Genomic DNA, 16280 nt, shown 5'->3' with positions numbered 1-16280 from the left:
ATTACTATGAAACGAATTACTGGCTTATTATTTCTATTTTTTATTGCATTTACATCATGTAATAAAGACAACACATCAGAACAGCAGCCTACGTTAAAAAGGGCTTTACCTGAAAGAATTAAACCAAAAGAGTATACTTATTCATACATTAAGACTAAAAATTTAGCAATTGATTCTTTATCTACAAAAGAACTAGATATTATATTAGCGGTAAATAGAATGGATAAAGCAAATCTTAAAAAAACTGATTCTATTTTACTTCCAACAGATCTTTCTGGTGATATAGAATTTTACTTACCTTTTCCATTAGAGGTCAAAACATTAGATTCAATTAAAAAAATAATCTTTTTTTCCTACCCAACCGAAACATTTGCTACTTATGAATATGGAATTCTAACTCATGAAGGACCTACAAATATGGGGAAAGAAAACGCACAAACGCCTACAGGCTTATTTTTCACTAATTGGAAAGCAAAAGAAACAACTAGTACTGTTAATGATGAATGGTTGTTAAAATGGAATTTTAATGTTGAAAATAGTCTTGGGGTTGGTTTTCATCAATATGAATTACCTGGTTATCCTGCTTCGCATTCTTGTATGCGATTAAGACAAAAAGATGCTGAAATGCTTTATGATTTTGCTGAACAATGGGTTTTAGAAAATCAAGATGTTGTAAAAATCAAAGGAACACCCGTAATTATTTTCGGAAAATATGATTTCAATGCACCTAAACCTTGGTTAACCTTAAAAAGTAATCCTAAAGCATTGACAATAACTGAAGAAGAACTAGAAAAAGTTATTGCACCGCATAGGGACCAAATTAGAAAAGAAGAAAAAATAAGAGATGAATATAATGCAAAAAAAGTATAAAAATTGATTAAGAAAAAGAAAAATTAGCAATCTCTAGTAAAATGTCTGATAATAATATGTTTTATCAGACATTTTTATATCCACTAAATTTAATTAATTTAGCACCACAAAATTTAAATGATGAAAAACACAACTTTATCTCACATTCACGAAAGTTTAGGAGCAAAAATGGTACCTTTTGCAGGATTTAATATGCCTGTACAATATGAAGGTGTTAACATTGAACATGAAACTGTAAGAAATGCAGTAGGCGTTTTTGATGTTTCACACATGGGAGAATTTTTATTAACAGGTAAAAATGCTTTAGCATTAATACAAAAGGTTACTACAAATGATGCCTCTGTTCTAGAAATTGGTAGAGCACAATACTCTTGTTTACCTAATAATGAAGGCGGAATAGTAGATGATTTAATTGTTTATCGTATTAAAGAAGAACAATACCTTCTAGTTGTAAACGCATCAAATATAGACAAAGATTGGGAATGGATTTCAGCTCACAATAATTTAGATGTTGAAATGAGAAATCTTTCTGATGATTATTCATTATTAGCCATCCAAGGTCCTAAAGCAGTTCAAGCGATGCAATCTTTAAGTTCAATTGATTTATCAGCTATTAAATATTATCATTTTGAAGTGGCAGATTTTGCTGGATTTGAACATGTTATTATTTCAGCCACAGGATATACAGGTTCTGGAGGTTTTGAAATTTACTGTAAAAACGACCAAGTAGAACAAATTTGGAACAAAGTATTTGAAGCTGGTGCTGCTTATGGCATAAAACCTATTGGTTTAGCTGCAAGAGATACTTTACGTCTAGAAATGGGATTCTGTTTATATGGAAACGATATTAATGATACTACTTCTCCTTTAGAAGCTGGTTTAGGATGGATTACTAAATTTACTAAAGATTTTACTAATTCTGAAAATCTAAAAAAGCAAAAAGAAGAAGGCGTTTCACGCAAGTTAGTCGCTTTTGAAATGATTGAAAGAGGTATTCCAAGACATGATTATGAAATTGCAGACGCTAATGGTAATATTGTAGGTATAGTAACCTCAGGAACTCAATCGCCTTCCTTAGGAATTGCTATTGGTTTAGGCTACGTACCAACATCTTTATCTTCTATTGATTCAGAAATTTTTATTCGTATTAGAAATAAAGACATCAAAGCAAAAGTGGTTAAATTACCCTTTTATAAAAAATAAATATGAGAATAACGACACTTTACTTCTTATTTTTTTTTCATTTTATTTTTTCACAAAGTAAACAAGAAAACTGTGTCACTATTACAAAAATAAATTTGCTTATTCAAGACTATCATTACCAACCCAAACCTGTTGATGATAGTCTTTCTTTATATGTTTTTAATACCATAATTGAAAAATTAGACAGAGAGAGAAACATCTTTTTGCTTTCAGAATATAAAAATCTTTCCAAGCATAAATATAATATTGACAACTATATTTTAAATCAGAATTGCTCTTTTCTTGATGAATTTACAGTTTTTTACAAAAAAGGCTTAGAACGAAAATTAAAAATAATTGATCAGTTAGAAAAAGAAAATATTTCTCTAAACACAAATGATACTCTTTTTTTTACTAAGGGTGAAAACTCTTTTTATAATGATGAGAAAGGAATTAGACGCATTCTGAAAAAAATGATTGTTTATGAAAGTTTAAGAAATATTGCGTTGCTTAGCACTAATTCAGATTCCCTAAAACTACATTTTAACAAACTAGCTATACAAGAAAAAACGAAAACATTTGGCATCTTCAAATGTAAAATTCAAAGTCTTTTAAAAGATGAAAAAAACTTTCATGAAGAAATAAAAAGAGTATTTTTTAAAGCATTTTGTAACTATTTTGACCCACATACTGATTATTATTCTTATGATGATAGATCCAACTTTCTCTCAAGTTTAAACTCATCTAATAGTTCTCTAGGTTTACTGTTTGAAGCTAATGAAAATGATGAAATTTTTGTTAATGAAATTATTCCTGGAAGTATTGCTTTTGAAAATGAGAAAATAGAGACTGGTGATCAAGTCATTAAAATAAATTTTAAAAATGAAGAGTATTTGGTTAATTGTAGCACTTTTGAACAAATTTCAAATCTAATTAGTTCAGATAATTATAAAGAATTAGAATTTACATTTAGAAAAAGAAATGGTGAAATCTATACTGCTTTGATTGAAAAAAAAATAATGAAAGCAATAGAAAATACTGCCTACAGCTATGTATTAAATATAGATAACAAATTTGGCTATATAAAAATCCCTAGTTTTTATTCATCAGATTTTAGTATTAATACTTTATCTAACGATGTTGCAAAGGAAATAATAAAATTAAAAAATGATAAAATAAAAGGTCTTATTATTGATTTACAGTTTAATGGCGGTGGAAATGTAGATGAAGCCATAAAACTAGCAGGAATGTTTATTGATGTAGGTCCAATTACTATAGCAGTAGATAATAAAAAAAACAAAACCATTTTAAAAGATTATAACAGAGGAGTTATATTTAATGAACCTATAGTAGTGTTAATTAATGGATTTTCAGCTTCAGCTAGCGAGCTCTTTGCCAATACATTACAAGACTATAATAGAGCATTAGTAGTAGGTAAAACATCCTATGGAAAAGCCAGTATGCAAAGTATAGTTCCATTAGATGATACAGATTCAAATACAGATTTCATAAACTTAACCATACAAAAATTTTACAGAGTAACTGGAAAAAGTCATCAAGCAACTGGTACAATACCCGATATAGAAATTCCCTATTTATTTGAAAAAATAGTTCCAAAAGAAAAACAATTCAAAACAGTTTTAACTAATGATGAAATTGTTTCCAATTCTAGATATAAAAGCTATGAAAATGACTTTTCTACTGTAATTCGCTCAAGCAGAGAACGAATTAAAGAAAATCCTTATTTTAAAAAAATTATAAATCTTAATAACGAAATAGACAACTTAGTAACAAATAAAAAAGAAAAAATAGTATTATTAGATTTTAATGGCGTTCTAAATGATGTTCATGAAACATCTAACTTATTTAATAAGGCTAATGAACTCATCAAAGAAAAATTTAATTTTACAGTTGAAAATAATTCATATGACAATGAAAACAACTTCAAAACCACTTTTTCAGACAAAATCTCAAAAAAACAAATAGAAGAAATTCAAACTAGTGCAATTATCAATGAAGCACTTCAAATATTAAATAATATAACAAAATAACAATTATGTCCTTTAAAAAAAGTTTTTTTTTAATCCTATTTTTTATCACATTAAATAGTTTTTCACAAAATATTGCCACTCCTATAGACTACTTGTCCTATATTTCTAAAGAGCAACAAAATATTGCAAAAAATATGTGGAAATATACTAAATCAGTAGCACATTCAAAAAGTGCTAGGAAAATAGATGCAACAAGAAAAAGCCTCCTTAATTCCATTCAACTTGCTAAAAAAAATATATCTGGATTAAAAGAAGGGTATAAAAGTGATATAGAATACAGAGATGTTGTTATTAATTATTTGATTTTTTCTGAGAATATGATTAGTCAAGATTATAGCAAAATTATAGATATGCAAGAAGTTGCAGAACAATCTTATGATTTTATGGAAGCTTTCATTATGACTAAAGATTTAGTAAATCAAAAAATGGCTGAAGAATATGAAAAAGTAGATGTTGCACAAAAAAGTTTTGCTTTAAAATACAATATTATTTTAAATGATTCTGAATCAGACATTGCAAAAAAGATGAAAATTTCAAATGAAGTATTTCAATATCAAAATGAAACTTATTTAATTTTTTTCAAATGCAATATTACAGATGCCCTCCTTTTAGCTTCTGTACAAAAAAAAGATATTGCTGCCATTCAACAAAATTCAAGTACATTATCAAGTTATGTTGATGAAGGTTTAGAAAAATTAAAGACTATGAATTCCTATAACAATGATGCTTCATTAAAAAACATTACAATTAAAACATTAGAGATGTATAAAAAAACGAATGAAGAATATGTTCCAAATGTAATTGATTTTTATATGTTTAATACTAAATTTCATGAAACAAAAACAGCTTTGGAAAGTAAATCCGCAAAGGAAAGAACTAAAGAAGAAGTAGATAATTTTAATAAAATGGTTAATGATGTAAATAAAAAAATTAATGATTTTAATAATTTGAATGTCCAAATAATTAATCAAAAAAATAAAACCATTGCCGAATGGAATGCTACTTCAGAAAAATTTATTTCAAAACATGTTCCAAATGATTAATTACAATTTGAATAATTGGTAATAAAACTTATTTTTGCAATATAAATTAGAGTAAAAAATCAGAAATGGGAAGAGCATTTGAATTTAGAAAAGCACGTAAAATGAAACGTTGGTCTGCCATGGCTAAAACGTTTACTAGAATAGGAAAAGATATTGTTATTGCTGTAAAAGAAGGCGGACCAAATCCTGAAACAAATGCCAGACTAAGAGCGGTTATACAAAATGCTAAAGCAGCAAATATGCCTAAAGATAACGTAGAACGCGCTATCAAAAAAGCATCTGATAAAGACACGGCTAACTATAAAGAGGTATTATTTGAAGGTTATGCACCACATGGAATTGCCATCTTAATTGAAACAGCAACAGATAACAACAATAGAACAGTTGCTAATATTAGAAGTTATTTCAATAAATGCAATGGAACTATGGGAACACAAGGTTCTGTTGAATTTATGTTTGATCATACATGCAATTTTAGGATACCTGCTGAAGGTCAAGATGTAGAAGAACTAGAACTTGAAATGATTGATTTTGGGGTAGAAGAAATTTTTGCTGATGAAGACGGAATTGTAATGTATGCCCCTTTTGAAAGCTTTGGTGCCATCCAAAAAGAATTAGAAAATAGAGGTTTAGAAATCTTATCCTCTGGTTTCGAGCGTATTCCCCAAGTTACTAAAGAATTAACAGCTGACCAAGTCGCCGATGTTGAAAAACTATTAGAAAAGATTGAAGAAGATGACGATGTAATGAATGTGTATCATACGATGCAAGAGAATGTAGAATAATGAACTATTTAGAATGGAATGAACTAGATTTATTTTAATTTCAAAACATATTTAAGTTTTTTCTAAAATCCATTCTACATTAATAAAAATAATCTTAAAAGCTATTTCTTTTGAAATGGCTTTTTTTGCATATTTTCAAAAATTGCAATTTATATAAAAAACAACAATTATTTGATACTCAATAAATTTTATTTAAAACAAAAAAAGAATAACATTTGTAACATAAAATTTACTCTTAATAATTTTTAAAATTATGAGCTTCATATTAATTGCAATATTTATTCTAGGTTACTTACTTATTACCATTGAGCATAAAATAAATATAAACAAAGCAGCTATTGCTCTTTTAACGGGAGTAATCTGTTGGACAGTTTATATTTTATCAAACTCCAATCCTGAAAGTGTTGTTCATGAATTGATTGAACATTTAGGAGATATTTCGCAAATTTTATTTTTCCTTTTAGGAGCTATGACCATAGTGGAATTAATTGATTCTTATAATGGTTTTGATGTTATTAGTAAACAAATTAAAACCACAAATAAAAGAACTCTGTTAATTACTGTAAGTTTTATAACGTTTTTCTTATCTGCTATTTTAGACAACTTAACAACTACTATTGTTATGGTTACTTTAGTAAAGAAGTTACTTGAAAATAAAGAGGACAGATGGCTATTTGCTGGAATGATAATCATAGCAGCAAATGCTGGTGGTGCATGGACGCCAATTGGGGATGTTACTACTACAATGCTATGGATTGGTGGACAAATTTCTGCAACGAATATTATGCAAAAGCTATTTATACCAAGTTTAATAAGCATGATAGTTCCATTACTCTTAATAAGTAGAATTGTAAAAGGCAAAATTGAAAAAACTAGCTTTATTACAGAAACAAAAATTCCAAATTATCAAAAAAATATAGTTTTTTATCTTGGAATTTCTGCTTTAGTTTTTGTACCTATTTTTAAATCAATAACCCATTTACCTCCTTTTATGGGAATATTAATTGGCTTAGCTGTTTTATGGATTGTAACAGAATACCTCGATAGAAAAAAAGAAAATGATGAGAAAATTTCTGTTACTCATGCATTAAAAAAAATAGATACTCCAAGTATTCTTTTCTTTTTAGGAATTTTAATGTCTGTAGCAACATTACAATCAACAGGAATTTTATCTAATCTTGCAAGTAGTCTAAGTGAAAATATAGGAGATTTAAAAATTATTTCAATAAGTTTAGGTATTTTATCAGCTATAATTGATAATGTTCCTCTAGTTGCTGCATCTATGGGAATGTATGATTTACAAACATACCCTATGGATCATTATTTTTGGGAGTTTATTGCTTATTGTGCTGGAACGGGTGGAAGTATCTTAATTATTGGTTCTGCTGCTGGTGTTGCTGCAATGGGATTAGAAAAAATAGATTTCTTTTGGTACTTAAAAAAAATCAGCCTTTATGCTTTAATTGGTTACTTAGTGGGTGGAGGTGCTTACATCTTACTTTTTACTTAATAATTTATATTTTGTTTAACTATTTTTAAAATATACTTAAACAATTATTTCGTATCTTTGAGATAAAATACGGGTCATGGCAAAGAAATTAAATCTCACCAAAGAAAGAATTCTTTCAGAATATTCAAAATTTGTATTAACGGAAGGGAAAAAACCAAATTCTATTTATCAGTTCTGTGAATATCTCAAAGTTGATGAAAGCACATTTTATGGCTTTTTCACCTCTTTTGATCAACTAGAAGCAGCTGTTTTTATCACTTTTTTTGATTCCACTTTATCTCTTTTGGAAAACAGTGAAGAATATGCAACTTATGATTCAAAAACTAAATTATTAAGTTTTTATTTTACTTATTTTGAACAAATGACGGCCAATCGAAGTTTTGTGATGCATTTACTCCATGAGGACAAAAATCAATTAAAAAATCTTAAAAAGCTAAGCCATCTCAGAATTAAGTTTAAAGGTTTTGTGGATGCATTAGGTATAGAAACTTTAAAAATACCACAAGAAACCTTTGAAAAATTCCAACAAAAAAGCATTTCGGAATTGAGTTGGATTCAATTTTTAATGACCTTAAAATTTTGGATAAACGACACCTCTCCTTCTTTTGAAAAAACCGATGTGTTTATTGAAAAATCAATTCATGCTAGTTTTGACCTTATCGATATGACTCCTTTAAAAAATATTATCGATTTCGGAAAATTCCTTTGGAAAGAAAAAGTTTCGATGTAACAACGCCTTTCATTTCACTCGTTTAATTTTTAAAACGTAATTTCTAAAATAGCCTTTATGAAATCTATCGATAGTATTCCAACTTCCAAAATACAACGTGCCTCAAAATTAATTCAGACCGGTGCAAAAGTAGGTGTGAATTATTTGAAATATTATGGTGACAAACTAACAAAAACAGAAGAAGAAGCTAAAGAGAATTTAAACCTTTCGAATGCGGAAGATATTTATGACAGCTTAAAACAAATGAAAGGAAGTGCTTTAAAAGTGGCTCAAATGCTTAGTATGGAAAAAAGTATCTTACCCAAAGCTTATGTAGAGAAATTTTCTTTATCTCAATTTTCTGTACCACCTCTTTCTGCTCCATTAGTTTTAAAAACTTTCAAAAAGTATTTTGGCAAAAGTCCAAACGAAATTTTTGATACATTTAATCTGGAAGCCATTAATGCTGCTAGCATTGGTCAAGTACATCAAGCAACATTAAATAAAAAAAAATTAGCTGTAAAGATTCAATATCCTGGTGTTGCTGAAAGTATTTCCTCCGACTTAGCATTAGTTAAACCTATAGCAATTAAAATGTTTAACATAAAAGGAAAAGATTCTGATAAGTATTTCAAAGAAGTGGAAGAGAAACTTATTGAAGAAACTGATTATATCAACGAAGTAACGCAAAGTAAAGAAATAGTAGCAGCCTGCCAACATTTGCCCCATCTTCAATTTCCAAATTATTATGAAAAATGGTCTTCGGAACGAATCATAACTATGGATTGGATGAGTGGCAAACACCTTTCAGAGTTTAGCGTTTCAAATACCAACACAATATTAGCAAATACAATCGGACAGGCTTTATGGGATTTTTATATGTACCAAATACACGTATTAAGAAAAGTACATGCTGATCCTCATCCTGGAAATTTTTTGGTATCTGAAGAAGGAAAATTAATTGTTCTCGATTTTGGCTGTATGAAAGCGGTACCCAATGATTTTTATATTCCGTATTTTGAATTGGCTAAAAAAGAAAATATAGATAATCCAGTTGTTTTTGAAGAAAAACTATATCAGCTTGAAATTTTAAAACCAGAAGATACTGCTAAAGAGAAAAAATTCTTTACCGAACTCTTTCACGAAATGTTGAGTCTCTTTACACAACCTTTCCATCAAGAAACATTTGATTTTGCTGACGAAACTTTTTTTGGCCAAATTGCCGAATTAGGAGAACGTTATTCTAAAAGTAATGAAATAAGAAACATGAACGGAAATCGAGGTTCCAAACATTTTATTTATATCAATAGAACCTTTTTTGGCTTATATAATTTAATGCATGACATAAAAGCCAATGCAATTCAAATTAATAACTTTAAAAATTATGTTGTTTAATACCACATATGTAGATAATACCATCACAAGAGAAATCAATACATTATTAGGTAAACCTTACTCCTTTCTAAAAGCGATACAATTAAAAGGTACTGGTTCGCATCGAATGATGATTGAGGAAGTGAGTCCTCATTTTAGGAATGTGTTAAATACCAATTCGGATATTAATTATGCAAATATAGAGCTAAGACCCAAAGGTATTATTTTACATATTAATAAAGGTTTACAAAATTATTCCTGGCTTATTCCCTATTTCAAACTTGCGCTCTTTCAATCTGAAACACTAAGTATTCACGCCGATGGTATGTTTATCAAATTTAGGAACAATCAATATCTAAGAAAAAACTACAGTTTTTTAGCAAAGATTTTACGTTTAAAAGAACAATATATTCAGTCCGATTATGTTAATATCTCTAACACCTGAGCAAATTGATCGTATTATAGAAATGGCTTGGGAAGACCGAACTCCTTTTGAAGCCATTACCTTTCAATTTGGTATAACCGAAATAGAAACCAAAGCATTAATGCGTAGGGAATTAAAACGTTCCAGCTATGAATTATGGAGAAAAAGAGTCACCCATCGCAAAACGAAACATCAAAAATTAAGAAATTTCGAAGAAGGCAGATTTAAATGTACCCGACAAAGACAGATTTCAAATAACAAAATCGCAAAAAGATGATTTATTTTACGCTATCTTTTCTTTTAGTATAGTTGAATAAATAATCGCCTTTAGGTTTTCCTAAATCAAACGAACTCCATTTGGTTAAAAAACGAGTACTTTGTCTTGCTTCATTTGGATCCATTCCTTCATATTCAATTCGATAAATAGCAGAATACATTTCCGCTCTACCAACTCCATGGTAACAATGAATCAAAACAGGATAATTATCAGGGTTATCCATTATTTCAAAGAACATTTTTAAATTATGTTCTTGTGGTACTTGGTCAGAACCATTATTAAAATAATTAATACCATCTAGCTTAGCAATCGCTTCTTTTTCAGCAGTTAATTCTTCAGGAACTTCAGGATTATTCACATCATCACCTGTTCCAGGAAAACGCAAATCAACTACGCTTTTAATATTGTATTTTTTAATGTATTCTGGCAACTCATCAGGTGGTATAACTCCGCTTTTAAATACTTTACCTTCCGTAATAGTTTCAAAGTTATGATTGATATTCATATCATAATAATACTTTCCTCCAAAAAAGGCCGCAACAATCAGTATTAAAATTATTATCTTCTTCTTCATTTTCTTTTAAATATCAAATTATTGAATACTAGTTAAATTTTTGTCTATAATCCTATTAAAATAATCTTGAATGAATGCCTTGCATTGTATTTCTAATTCATTCATTTTTTCATTCCTCTTTTTGATTAAATTATTTTCCAATTTTCTATCTTTAATCTCAAAAAAACCAATGGCTTTAGAACCATCAAACAAGCAAATATACTCATCTTTCATAAAATAATAATTATTAGAATTATAATTAATCAGATAAGGTGCTATATCCTTTTCTTTTGTTAACAAGCTCCTACCCCAACTTCGGAAAGGTTTATCATAACCGATTAAATCCATAACCGTTGGAAAAATATCCATATGTTGAGCTATTTCATTACTTTTCCCAACTAAGTCACTATTAGGCTTATAAATTAATATGGGAACAGCTAACCTATTCATAATATCATGATAATAATTCTCATAATAATTTACCTGATTACAATGATCAGCTGTAATTATAAAAATAGTATTTTCAAACCAAGATTGTTTTTTTGCGGATTCAAAAAATTTCTTAAAAGCAAAATCTGTATAACCTACACATTGATGCATAGGTATATCTCCTTTTGGAAATTTTCCTTTATATTCTTCTGGAATTACATAAGGTTCATGAGAAGTTACAGTAAAAACTGTGCTGAAAAAAGGGGTTTGTTTTTTGCTAATAACTGTATTCATATATTGCAAAAAAGGTTCGTCCCAAATACCCCATGACCCATCAAAATCAGCATCATTATTATACTCTGTTTTTCCATAATAGTGATCAAATCCTAAAATATTTCCATATCCAAGAAAGCCCATGGAACCATTGGGCGCACCATGAAAAAAAGAAGTATCATAGCCTTTGCTTTTCAAACAGGAAACCATCGACTCTATTTTTTGTCTTGCATAAGGAGAAGAAGTAAAAGCGTCTTTAAAAGAAGGTATTCCAGAAATAATTGAAGACATCCCATGAATAGATTTATAACCATTTGCATAAGCATTGGTATAAATCATACTATGCTGCGCTAATGAATCTAAAAAAGGAGTATAACTTACATAATCCTTAATAGACACATCTTGGTTAAAAGCCCCGCAATATTCGCGCCCAAGGCTTTCAGTTATTATCAAAACAATATTGGGTTTAGAAGGATTATTATTCTGATAGCTCTTTATAGGCTTAAAATTCTTTTCAATCACTTCTTGTGAAATATTAAAATCCTGTTTTTTAAAAGACTTAACACGAATTGTTCTTAAAAAAGTAAAAGGAGAATTCAAAACTAAATCTGCTTGTTGCACTTTTGTTACATGTCTATTGGCATCAACTAGATTTATAGGTCTTGTACTCTTTTTAAAATCACCTCTTATTCCTCCAACAGATAAAGTAAGAATAATTATTAACCCTATAATTGACTTAGCAATATATTTAATCTTAGAATCTTGTCTTAAATTATGCTTTATTTTTATTTTTTTATATAAAAATATCCAAATTGCACTTATTAATATATATAAAAGAAACACATGCCAATAGGTAATTAAAAAACGAGTAAACATACTTCCTTTAGATTCTTCATGTTTAACAATATCCCAAGCAGCCAATGTTAATCTAGAAAAATTGTATTTATAATAGATAAAATCTATAAAATTTAATGCATAAAAGATTAAATTCGAAATAAAATAAAACCAAAATAAGAAATTCTGATAACTCGCTTTTGTATTAATAAAAAATGGTAAAATTGACAGTAAAATAAAAATCCCATTAATATACAAAATAGCTGTTGTATCAAAAGCTAAACCATGATAGGAAATTTTTAAAAATTCAACCATGCTATCCACTTCTACAACTTTGGAATTATATAAATAAAAAAGAACGCGAGCAATAAAATAGAAGAAATAAACTAAAAATATACGATACAATAATACTTTATACTCTTCTAACCGAAAGAATGATTTCATTAATTAAAATATTTTAAATGCAAAAATAATAATAACTAATCAGCATTTCACATTTTTAACTTGGGTTTAATTTATTTACTATTCTATATTTCTAAATAACTGTAAAATTACACTATAATTCATGTGACAAATTTCATAAAATAGGTCAAATTTTATTCTTTTTTAACCAATTCATAGATTATTTTTAATCGACAGAACCTATTTCATTCAAAACTTATATTTACTATGCGTGCATAATATATTAATTATCAAATATTTAATTCTTTTATTTAACATATTCATAAATAATTGGTTAATTAATAATATTTTTATAATTTGCATACATATAAAAATATAAATCTATGTCTACCATTACCCGTTTGTTTGATTTCCCTTATCACCAATTAGAAAAATATAATTTATCTGATGCCCTTGTGACTAAATATGGTGAAGAATGGATAAAAACATCTACTAAAGAATACCTACAAAAAGCAAATACTGTTTCGAGAGCCTTATTAAGATTGGGCGTTCAGAAAAATGATAAAATTGCACTTATTTCTTCAAACAATAGAACTGAATGGAATATTTGTGATATAGGTATATTACAAGTAGGTGCACAAAATGTTCCAGTATATCCTACTATTACTGCTGAAGATTATGAATATATTTTAAACCATTCAGAATCATCTTATTGTTTTGTTTCTGACCAAGAAGTTTTCGATAAATTAAATTCGATAAAAAATAATGTACCATCTCTAAAAGAAATATATTCTTTTAATGATGTTAAAGGTTGTAAAAATTGGAAAGAAATTTTAGAATTAGGCGAAGATGAATCCAATCAAGATGTTGTTGAAGACAGAAAAAGTAATGTTACAACTACAGACTTGGCAACAATTATTTATACATCTGGAACCACTGGAAGACCAAAAGGTGTTATGCTTACACATCAAAATATTGTAACAGATGTTTTAATGAGTTCTCCAAGAGTTCCTTTACGTGATGGAGATGCAATAGCTTTAAGTTTTTTGCCTATCTGCCATATTTTTGAAAGAATGCTATTATACCTTTATCAATATCATGGAATTTCGGTTTATTTCGCTGAGAGTATAGAAAAAATGAGTGAAAACTTAAAAGAAGTAAAACCTCATGTAATGACTGTTGTTCCTAGATTATTAGAAAAAGTATATGATAAAATATATGCAAAAGGAACTGATTTAACGGGAATTAAGAAAAAATTGTTCTTTTGGGCTTTAGATTTAGGAATGGAATACCAACCTTATGGAGAAAATGGTTTTTGGTATGAATTTAAATTAAAAATTGCTAGAAAATTAATTTTTTCAAAATGGCAAGAAGGATTAGGAGGGCAATTGGAATTATTAGTATGCGGAAGTGCTGCCTTGCAAACAAGACTTTCAAGAGTATTTTGTGCAGCAAATATACCCGTGATGGAAGGTTATGGGCTAACGGAAACCTCTCCTGTAATTTCTGTAAATGTAATGAAAAACAGAGGCTTCAGAATTGGATCTGTAGGTAAAGTTTTAGAAGGAGTTGAAGTAAAAATTGCTGAAGATGGAGAAATTCTTTGTAAAGGACCTAATGTTATGGTTGGATATTATAAAGATGAAGAAAAAACAAATGAAGTTTTACAAAATGGATATTTCCATACGGGTGATATTGGCGAAATTGACAACGAAGGATTTTTAAAAATAACCGACCGTAAAAAAGAAATGTTCAAAACTTCAGGTGGTAAGTATGTAGCACCTCAAATACTTGAAAACACTTTAAAACAATCCCGTTTTATTGAACAAATTATGGTTATAGGTGATGGTGAAAAAATGCCAGCCGCATTTATTCAACCTAATTTTGAATTCATTAAAGATTGGGCCAATAGAAAAAATATAGCTATAGGTTCTACAAATGAAGAAATCGTAACTAATAATAATGTAATCGAACGTATACAAGAAGAAATTGATCACGCAAATGAAAAATTTGGAAACTGGGAAAAAGTAAAACGATTCGAATTAACTTCTGATATTTGGACAATAGAAAGTGGTCATTTAACACCAACTATGAAACTTAAAAGGAAAATAATTATTGAAAAATATAGAGATTTGTACGCTAAAATATATAATTAGTATACTATTATTTAAATTGTATAACTATTAGAAAAAATGCTGTAAATAATTTATCCATTCATTATTGAACTTTGCAATATTAACATTAAAACAAAATTCAATGAAAAAGATTTTTTTATTATTTGCAGCTACAACATCATTATTTTTAACATCATGTAATGATGATGATTCTAATCCTAACGCACAATACTCTTACAATGTAAGAATGACAGATGCACCAGCTCCTTATGATGCAGTGTATATAGATGTTCAAGGAGTAGAGGTCATTGGTGCAAATGGATCAAGTGCAGTTCTTGAAACAAATGCACAAGTATATAATTTATTAGAATTATCAAATGGTTTAAGTATTGAAATTGCAAGCGACAATATTGAGATACCTAATGTACACCAAGTGAGATTAATTTTAGGTACGAATAATTCAGTAGTTGTAGAGGGACAATCTTATCCTTTAAGTACACCTAGTGCACAACAATCTGGATTAAAAATTAATGTAGATCAAAACTTAACAGCAAATGTTGAAAATACATTATTAATAGATTTTGATGCACATCAATCAATTGTAGAAGAAGGAAATGGAACTTACACATTAAAACCTGTTTTACGTGAAGTTGAATCTGATGTACAAGGAAATATTCAAGGTTCTTTAGCAGTTACTGGAGTTAGAGCTACTGTTACTGCAGAATCAAGCACTGGAGTAGAATATACAACTATAGTAAATGAAAACGGTCAATTTAAATTAAGTGGTTTACAAGCTGGTACTTATACTGTAACAGTTACACCTGCTACTCCACTACTACCAGAAATAATTACTAATGTACAAGTAACTATTGGCGCAAATACTCAATTAGGAGTAATTACTTTGAACTAATAAAAAAAAATATAAAATAAATTAAAAAATACTATGCATGCATAGTATTTTTTTTTATATTTGCTAAAACGATTTCGGAATGCAAGATAAAACTATCGATTATATTCTAAGATATACATGGCAAGCAGTGGCAAGAATGTACAATGAAGAAGCATCTAAATATGGTGCTACCATGGCTACTGGTTTTGCTTTATTAAGTATAGATAAAGAAAAAGGAACACCTTCTACCATGTTAGGCCCAAAAATGGGAATGGAAGCTACTAGTCTAACCAGAACTCTCAAGTCTATGGAAGAAAAAGGACTTATCACTCGTAAAAAAAATCCTTCGGATGGTAGAGGAGTTATTATTCAACTTACAAATGAAGGTCAGGAAAAAAGAGAACTCTCAAAAAATACGGTATTAAAATTTAACGAAACAATAAAAGAACATGTTTCTGAAGAGAAACTATTTCATTTTATGGAAGTGGCAGAAGTAATTAATGAATTAATTGCTGATAAAAAGATTTATTCAGAAGAAGAATTTGAAAACAAATTATAACC

General features: G+C 28.4%; 15 protein-coding genes. 13 read left to right on the top strand and 2 right to left on the bottom strand.

Going from position 1 to position 16280, the window contains the following annotated elements; genetic code table 11:
* Positions 1-6 precede the first annotated feature (6 nt).
* From HALO113_RS13135 to HALO113_RS13090, 10 genes are all read left to right on the top strand, one after another.
* Positions 7-870, top strand: coding sequence for a L,D-transpeptidase (locus HALO113_RS13135; RefSeq protein WP_159779457.1), 864 nt, complete (start codon positions 7-9; stop codon positions 868-870).
* 120 nt (positions 871-990) lie between these two features.
* A complete protein-coding gene (gene gcvT, locus HALO113_RS13130; protein ID WP_159779456.1) occupies positions 991-2073 on the top strand; it encodes a glycine cleavage system aminomethyltransferase GcvT in 1083 nt (360 codons plus the stop codon).
* Between the two features lie 2 nt (positions 2074-2075).
* Entirely contained in the window at positions 2076-4103 is a 2028-nt protein-coding gene (locus tag HALO113_RS13125) for a S41 family peptidase (RefSeq protein ID WP_236554686.1), read from the top strand.
* Positions 4104-4108: 5 nt separating this feature from the next.
* Positions 4109-5146 carry a hypothetical protein gene (locus HALO113_RS13120; protein ID WP_159779454.1) on the top strand — a complete coding sequence of 346 codons (1038 nt, stop codon included), beginning with the start codon at positions 4109-4111 and terminating at the stop codon, positions 5144-5146.
* Positions 5147-5211: 65 nt separating this feature from the next.
* Complete coding sequence (locus tag HALO113_RS13115; RefSeq protein ID WP_159779453.1) at positions 5212-5931, top strand: YebC/PmpR family DNA-binding transcriptional regulator; 720 nt, start codon at positions 5212-5214, stop codon at positions 5929-5931.
* A gap of 253 nt (positions 5932-6184) precedes the next feature.
* Positions 6185-7441 (top strand): sodium:proton antiporter NhaD, encoded by a 1257-nt coding sequence (nhaD, locus tag HALO113_RS13110; protein ID WP_159779452.1) that lies wholly within the window; start codon positions 6185-6187, stop codon positions 7439-7441.
* A 76-nt stretch (positions 7442-7517) separates the two neighbouring features.
* Positions 7518-8171 (top strand): TetR family transcriptional regulator C-terminal domain-containing protein, encoded by a 654-nt coding sequence (locus tag HALO113_RS13105; protein WP_159779451.1) that lies wholly within the window; start codon positions 7518-7520, stop codon positions 8169-8171.
* A 57-nt stretch (positions 8172-8228) separates the two neighbouring features.
* A complete protein-coding gene (locus HALO113_RS13100; protein ID WP_159779450.1) occupies positions 8229-9545 on the top strand; it encodes an AarF/ABC1/UbiB kinase family protein in 1317 nt (438 codons plus the stop codon).
* Positions 9535-9969, top strand: a complete 435-nt coding sequence (locus tag HALO113_RS13095) for a hypothetical protein (protein ID WP_159779449.1) — start codon at positions 9535-9537, stop codon at positions 9967-9969. Before HALO113_RS13100 ends, HALO113_RS13095 begins: the two co-directional genes overlap by 11 nt.
* Positions 9947-10225 carry a TIGR03643 family protein gene (locus HALO113_RS13090; protein WP_159779448.1) on the top strand — a complete coding sequence of 93 codons (279 nt, stop codon included), beginning with the start codon at positions 9947-9949 and terminating at the stop codon, positions 10223-10225. The genes HALO113_RS13095 and HALO113_RS13090 overlap by 23 nt, the downstream gene beginning before the upstream one ends.
* 1 nt (position 10226) lies before the next feature.
* Here HALO113_RS13090 and HALO113_RS13085 read toward each other — a convergent pair whose 3' ends face one another.
* On the bottom strand, positions 10227-10799 hold the full coding sequence (locus tag HALO113_RS13085; RefSeq protein ID WP_159779447.1) for a dual specificity protein phosphatase family protein: 573 nt from the start codon (positions 10797-10799) through the stop codon (positions 10227-10229).
* Positions 10800-10817: 18 nt separating this feature from the next.
* Positions 10818-12758, bottom strand: a complete 1941-nt coding sequence (locus tag HALO113_RS13080; RefSeq protein WP_159779446.1) for an LTA synthase family protein — start codon at positions 12756-12758, stop codon at positions 10818-10820.
* Between the two features lie 341 nt (positions 12759-13099).
* Between HALO113_RS13080 and HALO113_RS13075 the strand changes: the two genes are divergently transcribed.
* The 3 genes from HALO113_RS13075 (at position 13100) to HALO113_RS13065 (ending at position 16278) form a co-directional block, all read left to right on the top strand.
* Entirely contained in the window at positions 13100-14872 is a 1773-nt protein-coding gene (locus HALO113_RS13075) for a long-chain fatty acid--CoA ligase (RefSeq protein ID WP_159779445.1), read from the top strand.
* Positions 14873-14972: 100 nt separating this feature from the next.
* A complete protein-coding gene (locus HALO113_RS13070) occupies positions 14973-15740 on the top strand; it encodes a DUF4382 domain-containing protein (RefSeq protein WP_159779444.1) in 768 nt (255 codons plus the stop codon).
* 79 nt (positions 15741-15819) lie between these two features.
* A complete protein-coding gene (locus HALO113_RS13065) occupies positions 15820-16278 on the top strand; it encodes a MarR family winged helix-turn-helix transcriptional regulator (protein WP_159779443.1) in 459 nt (152 codons plus the stop codon).
* Positions 16279-16280: the final 2 nt, after the last annotated feature.

Origin of the sequence: Flavobacterium sp. 9AF (assembly GCF_902506265.1) — a bacterium.
Taxonomy (GTDB): domain Bacteria; phylum Bacteroidota; class Bacteroidia; order Flavobacteriales; family Flavobacteriaceae; genus Flavobacterium.
This window is presented reverse-complemented; position numbering and strand designations above follow the sequence as displayed.

What these genes read in the sequence shown, in the direction of transcription:
- HALO113_RS13135 (WP_159779457.1), top strand. Translation starts at nt 7, where the DNA reads ATGAAACGAATTACTGGCTTATTATTTCTATTTTTTATTGCATTTACA.
- gcvT (WP_159779456.1), top strand. Translation starts at nt 991, where the DNA reads ATGAAAAACACAACTTTATCTCACATTCACGAAAGTTTAGGAGCAAAA.
- HALO113_RS13125 (WP_236554686.1), top strand. Translation starts at nt 2,076, where the DNA reads ATGAGAATAACGACACTTTACTTCTTATTTTTTTTTCATTTTATTTTT.
- HALO113_RS13120 (WP_159779454.1), top strand. Translation starts at nt 4,109, where the DNA reads ATGTCCTTTAAAAAAAGTTTTTTTTTAATCCTATTTTTTATCACATTA.
- HALO113_RS13115 (WP_159779453.1), top strand. Translation starts at nt 5,212, where the DNA reads ATGGGAAGAGCATTTGAATTTAGAAAAGCACGTAAAATGAAACGTTGG.
- nhaD (WP_159779452.1), top strand. Translation starts at nt 6,185, where the DNA reads ATGAGCTTCATATTAATTGCAATATTTATTCTAGGTTACTTACTTATT.
- HALO113_RS13105 (WP_159779451.1), top strand. Translation starts at nt 7,518, where the DNA reads ATGGCAAAGAAATTAAATCTCACCAAAGAAAGAATTCTTTCAGAATAT.
- HALO113_RS13100 (WP_159779450.1), top strand. Translation starts at nt 8,229, where the DNA reads ATGAAATCTATCGATAGTATTCCAACTTCCAAAATACAACGTGCCTCA.
- HALO113_RS13095 (WP_159779449.1), top strand. Translation starts at nt 9,535, where the DNA reads ATGTTGTTTAATACCACATATGTAGATAATACCATCACAAGAGAAATC.
- HALO113_RS13090 (WP_159779448.1), top strand. Translation starts at nt 9,947, where the DNA reads ATGTTAATATCTCTAACACCTGAGCAAATTGATCGTATTATAGAAATG.
- HALO113_RS13085 (WP_159779447.1), bottom strand. Translation starts at nt 10,799, where the DNA reads ATGAAGAAGAAGATAATAATTTTAATACTGATTGTTGCGGCCTTTTTT.
- HALO113_RS13080 (WP_159779446.1), bottom strand. Translation starts at nt 12,758, where the DNA reads ATGAAATCATTCTTTCGGTTAGAAGAGTATAAAGTATTATTGTATCGT.
- HALO113_RS13075 (WP_159779445.1), top strand. Translation starts at nt 13,100, where the DNA reads ATGTCTACCATTACCCGTTTGTTTGATTTCCCTTATCACCAATTAGAA.
- HALO113_RS13070 (WP_159779444.1), top strand. Translation starts at nt 14,973, where the DNA reads ATGAAAAAGATTTTTTTATTATTTGCAGCTACAACATCATTATTTTTA.
- HALO113_RS13065 (WP_159779443.1), top strand. Translation starts at nt 15,820, where the DNA reads ATGCAAGATAAAACTATCGATTATATTCTAAGATATACATGGCAAGCA.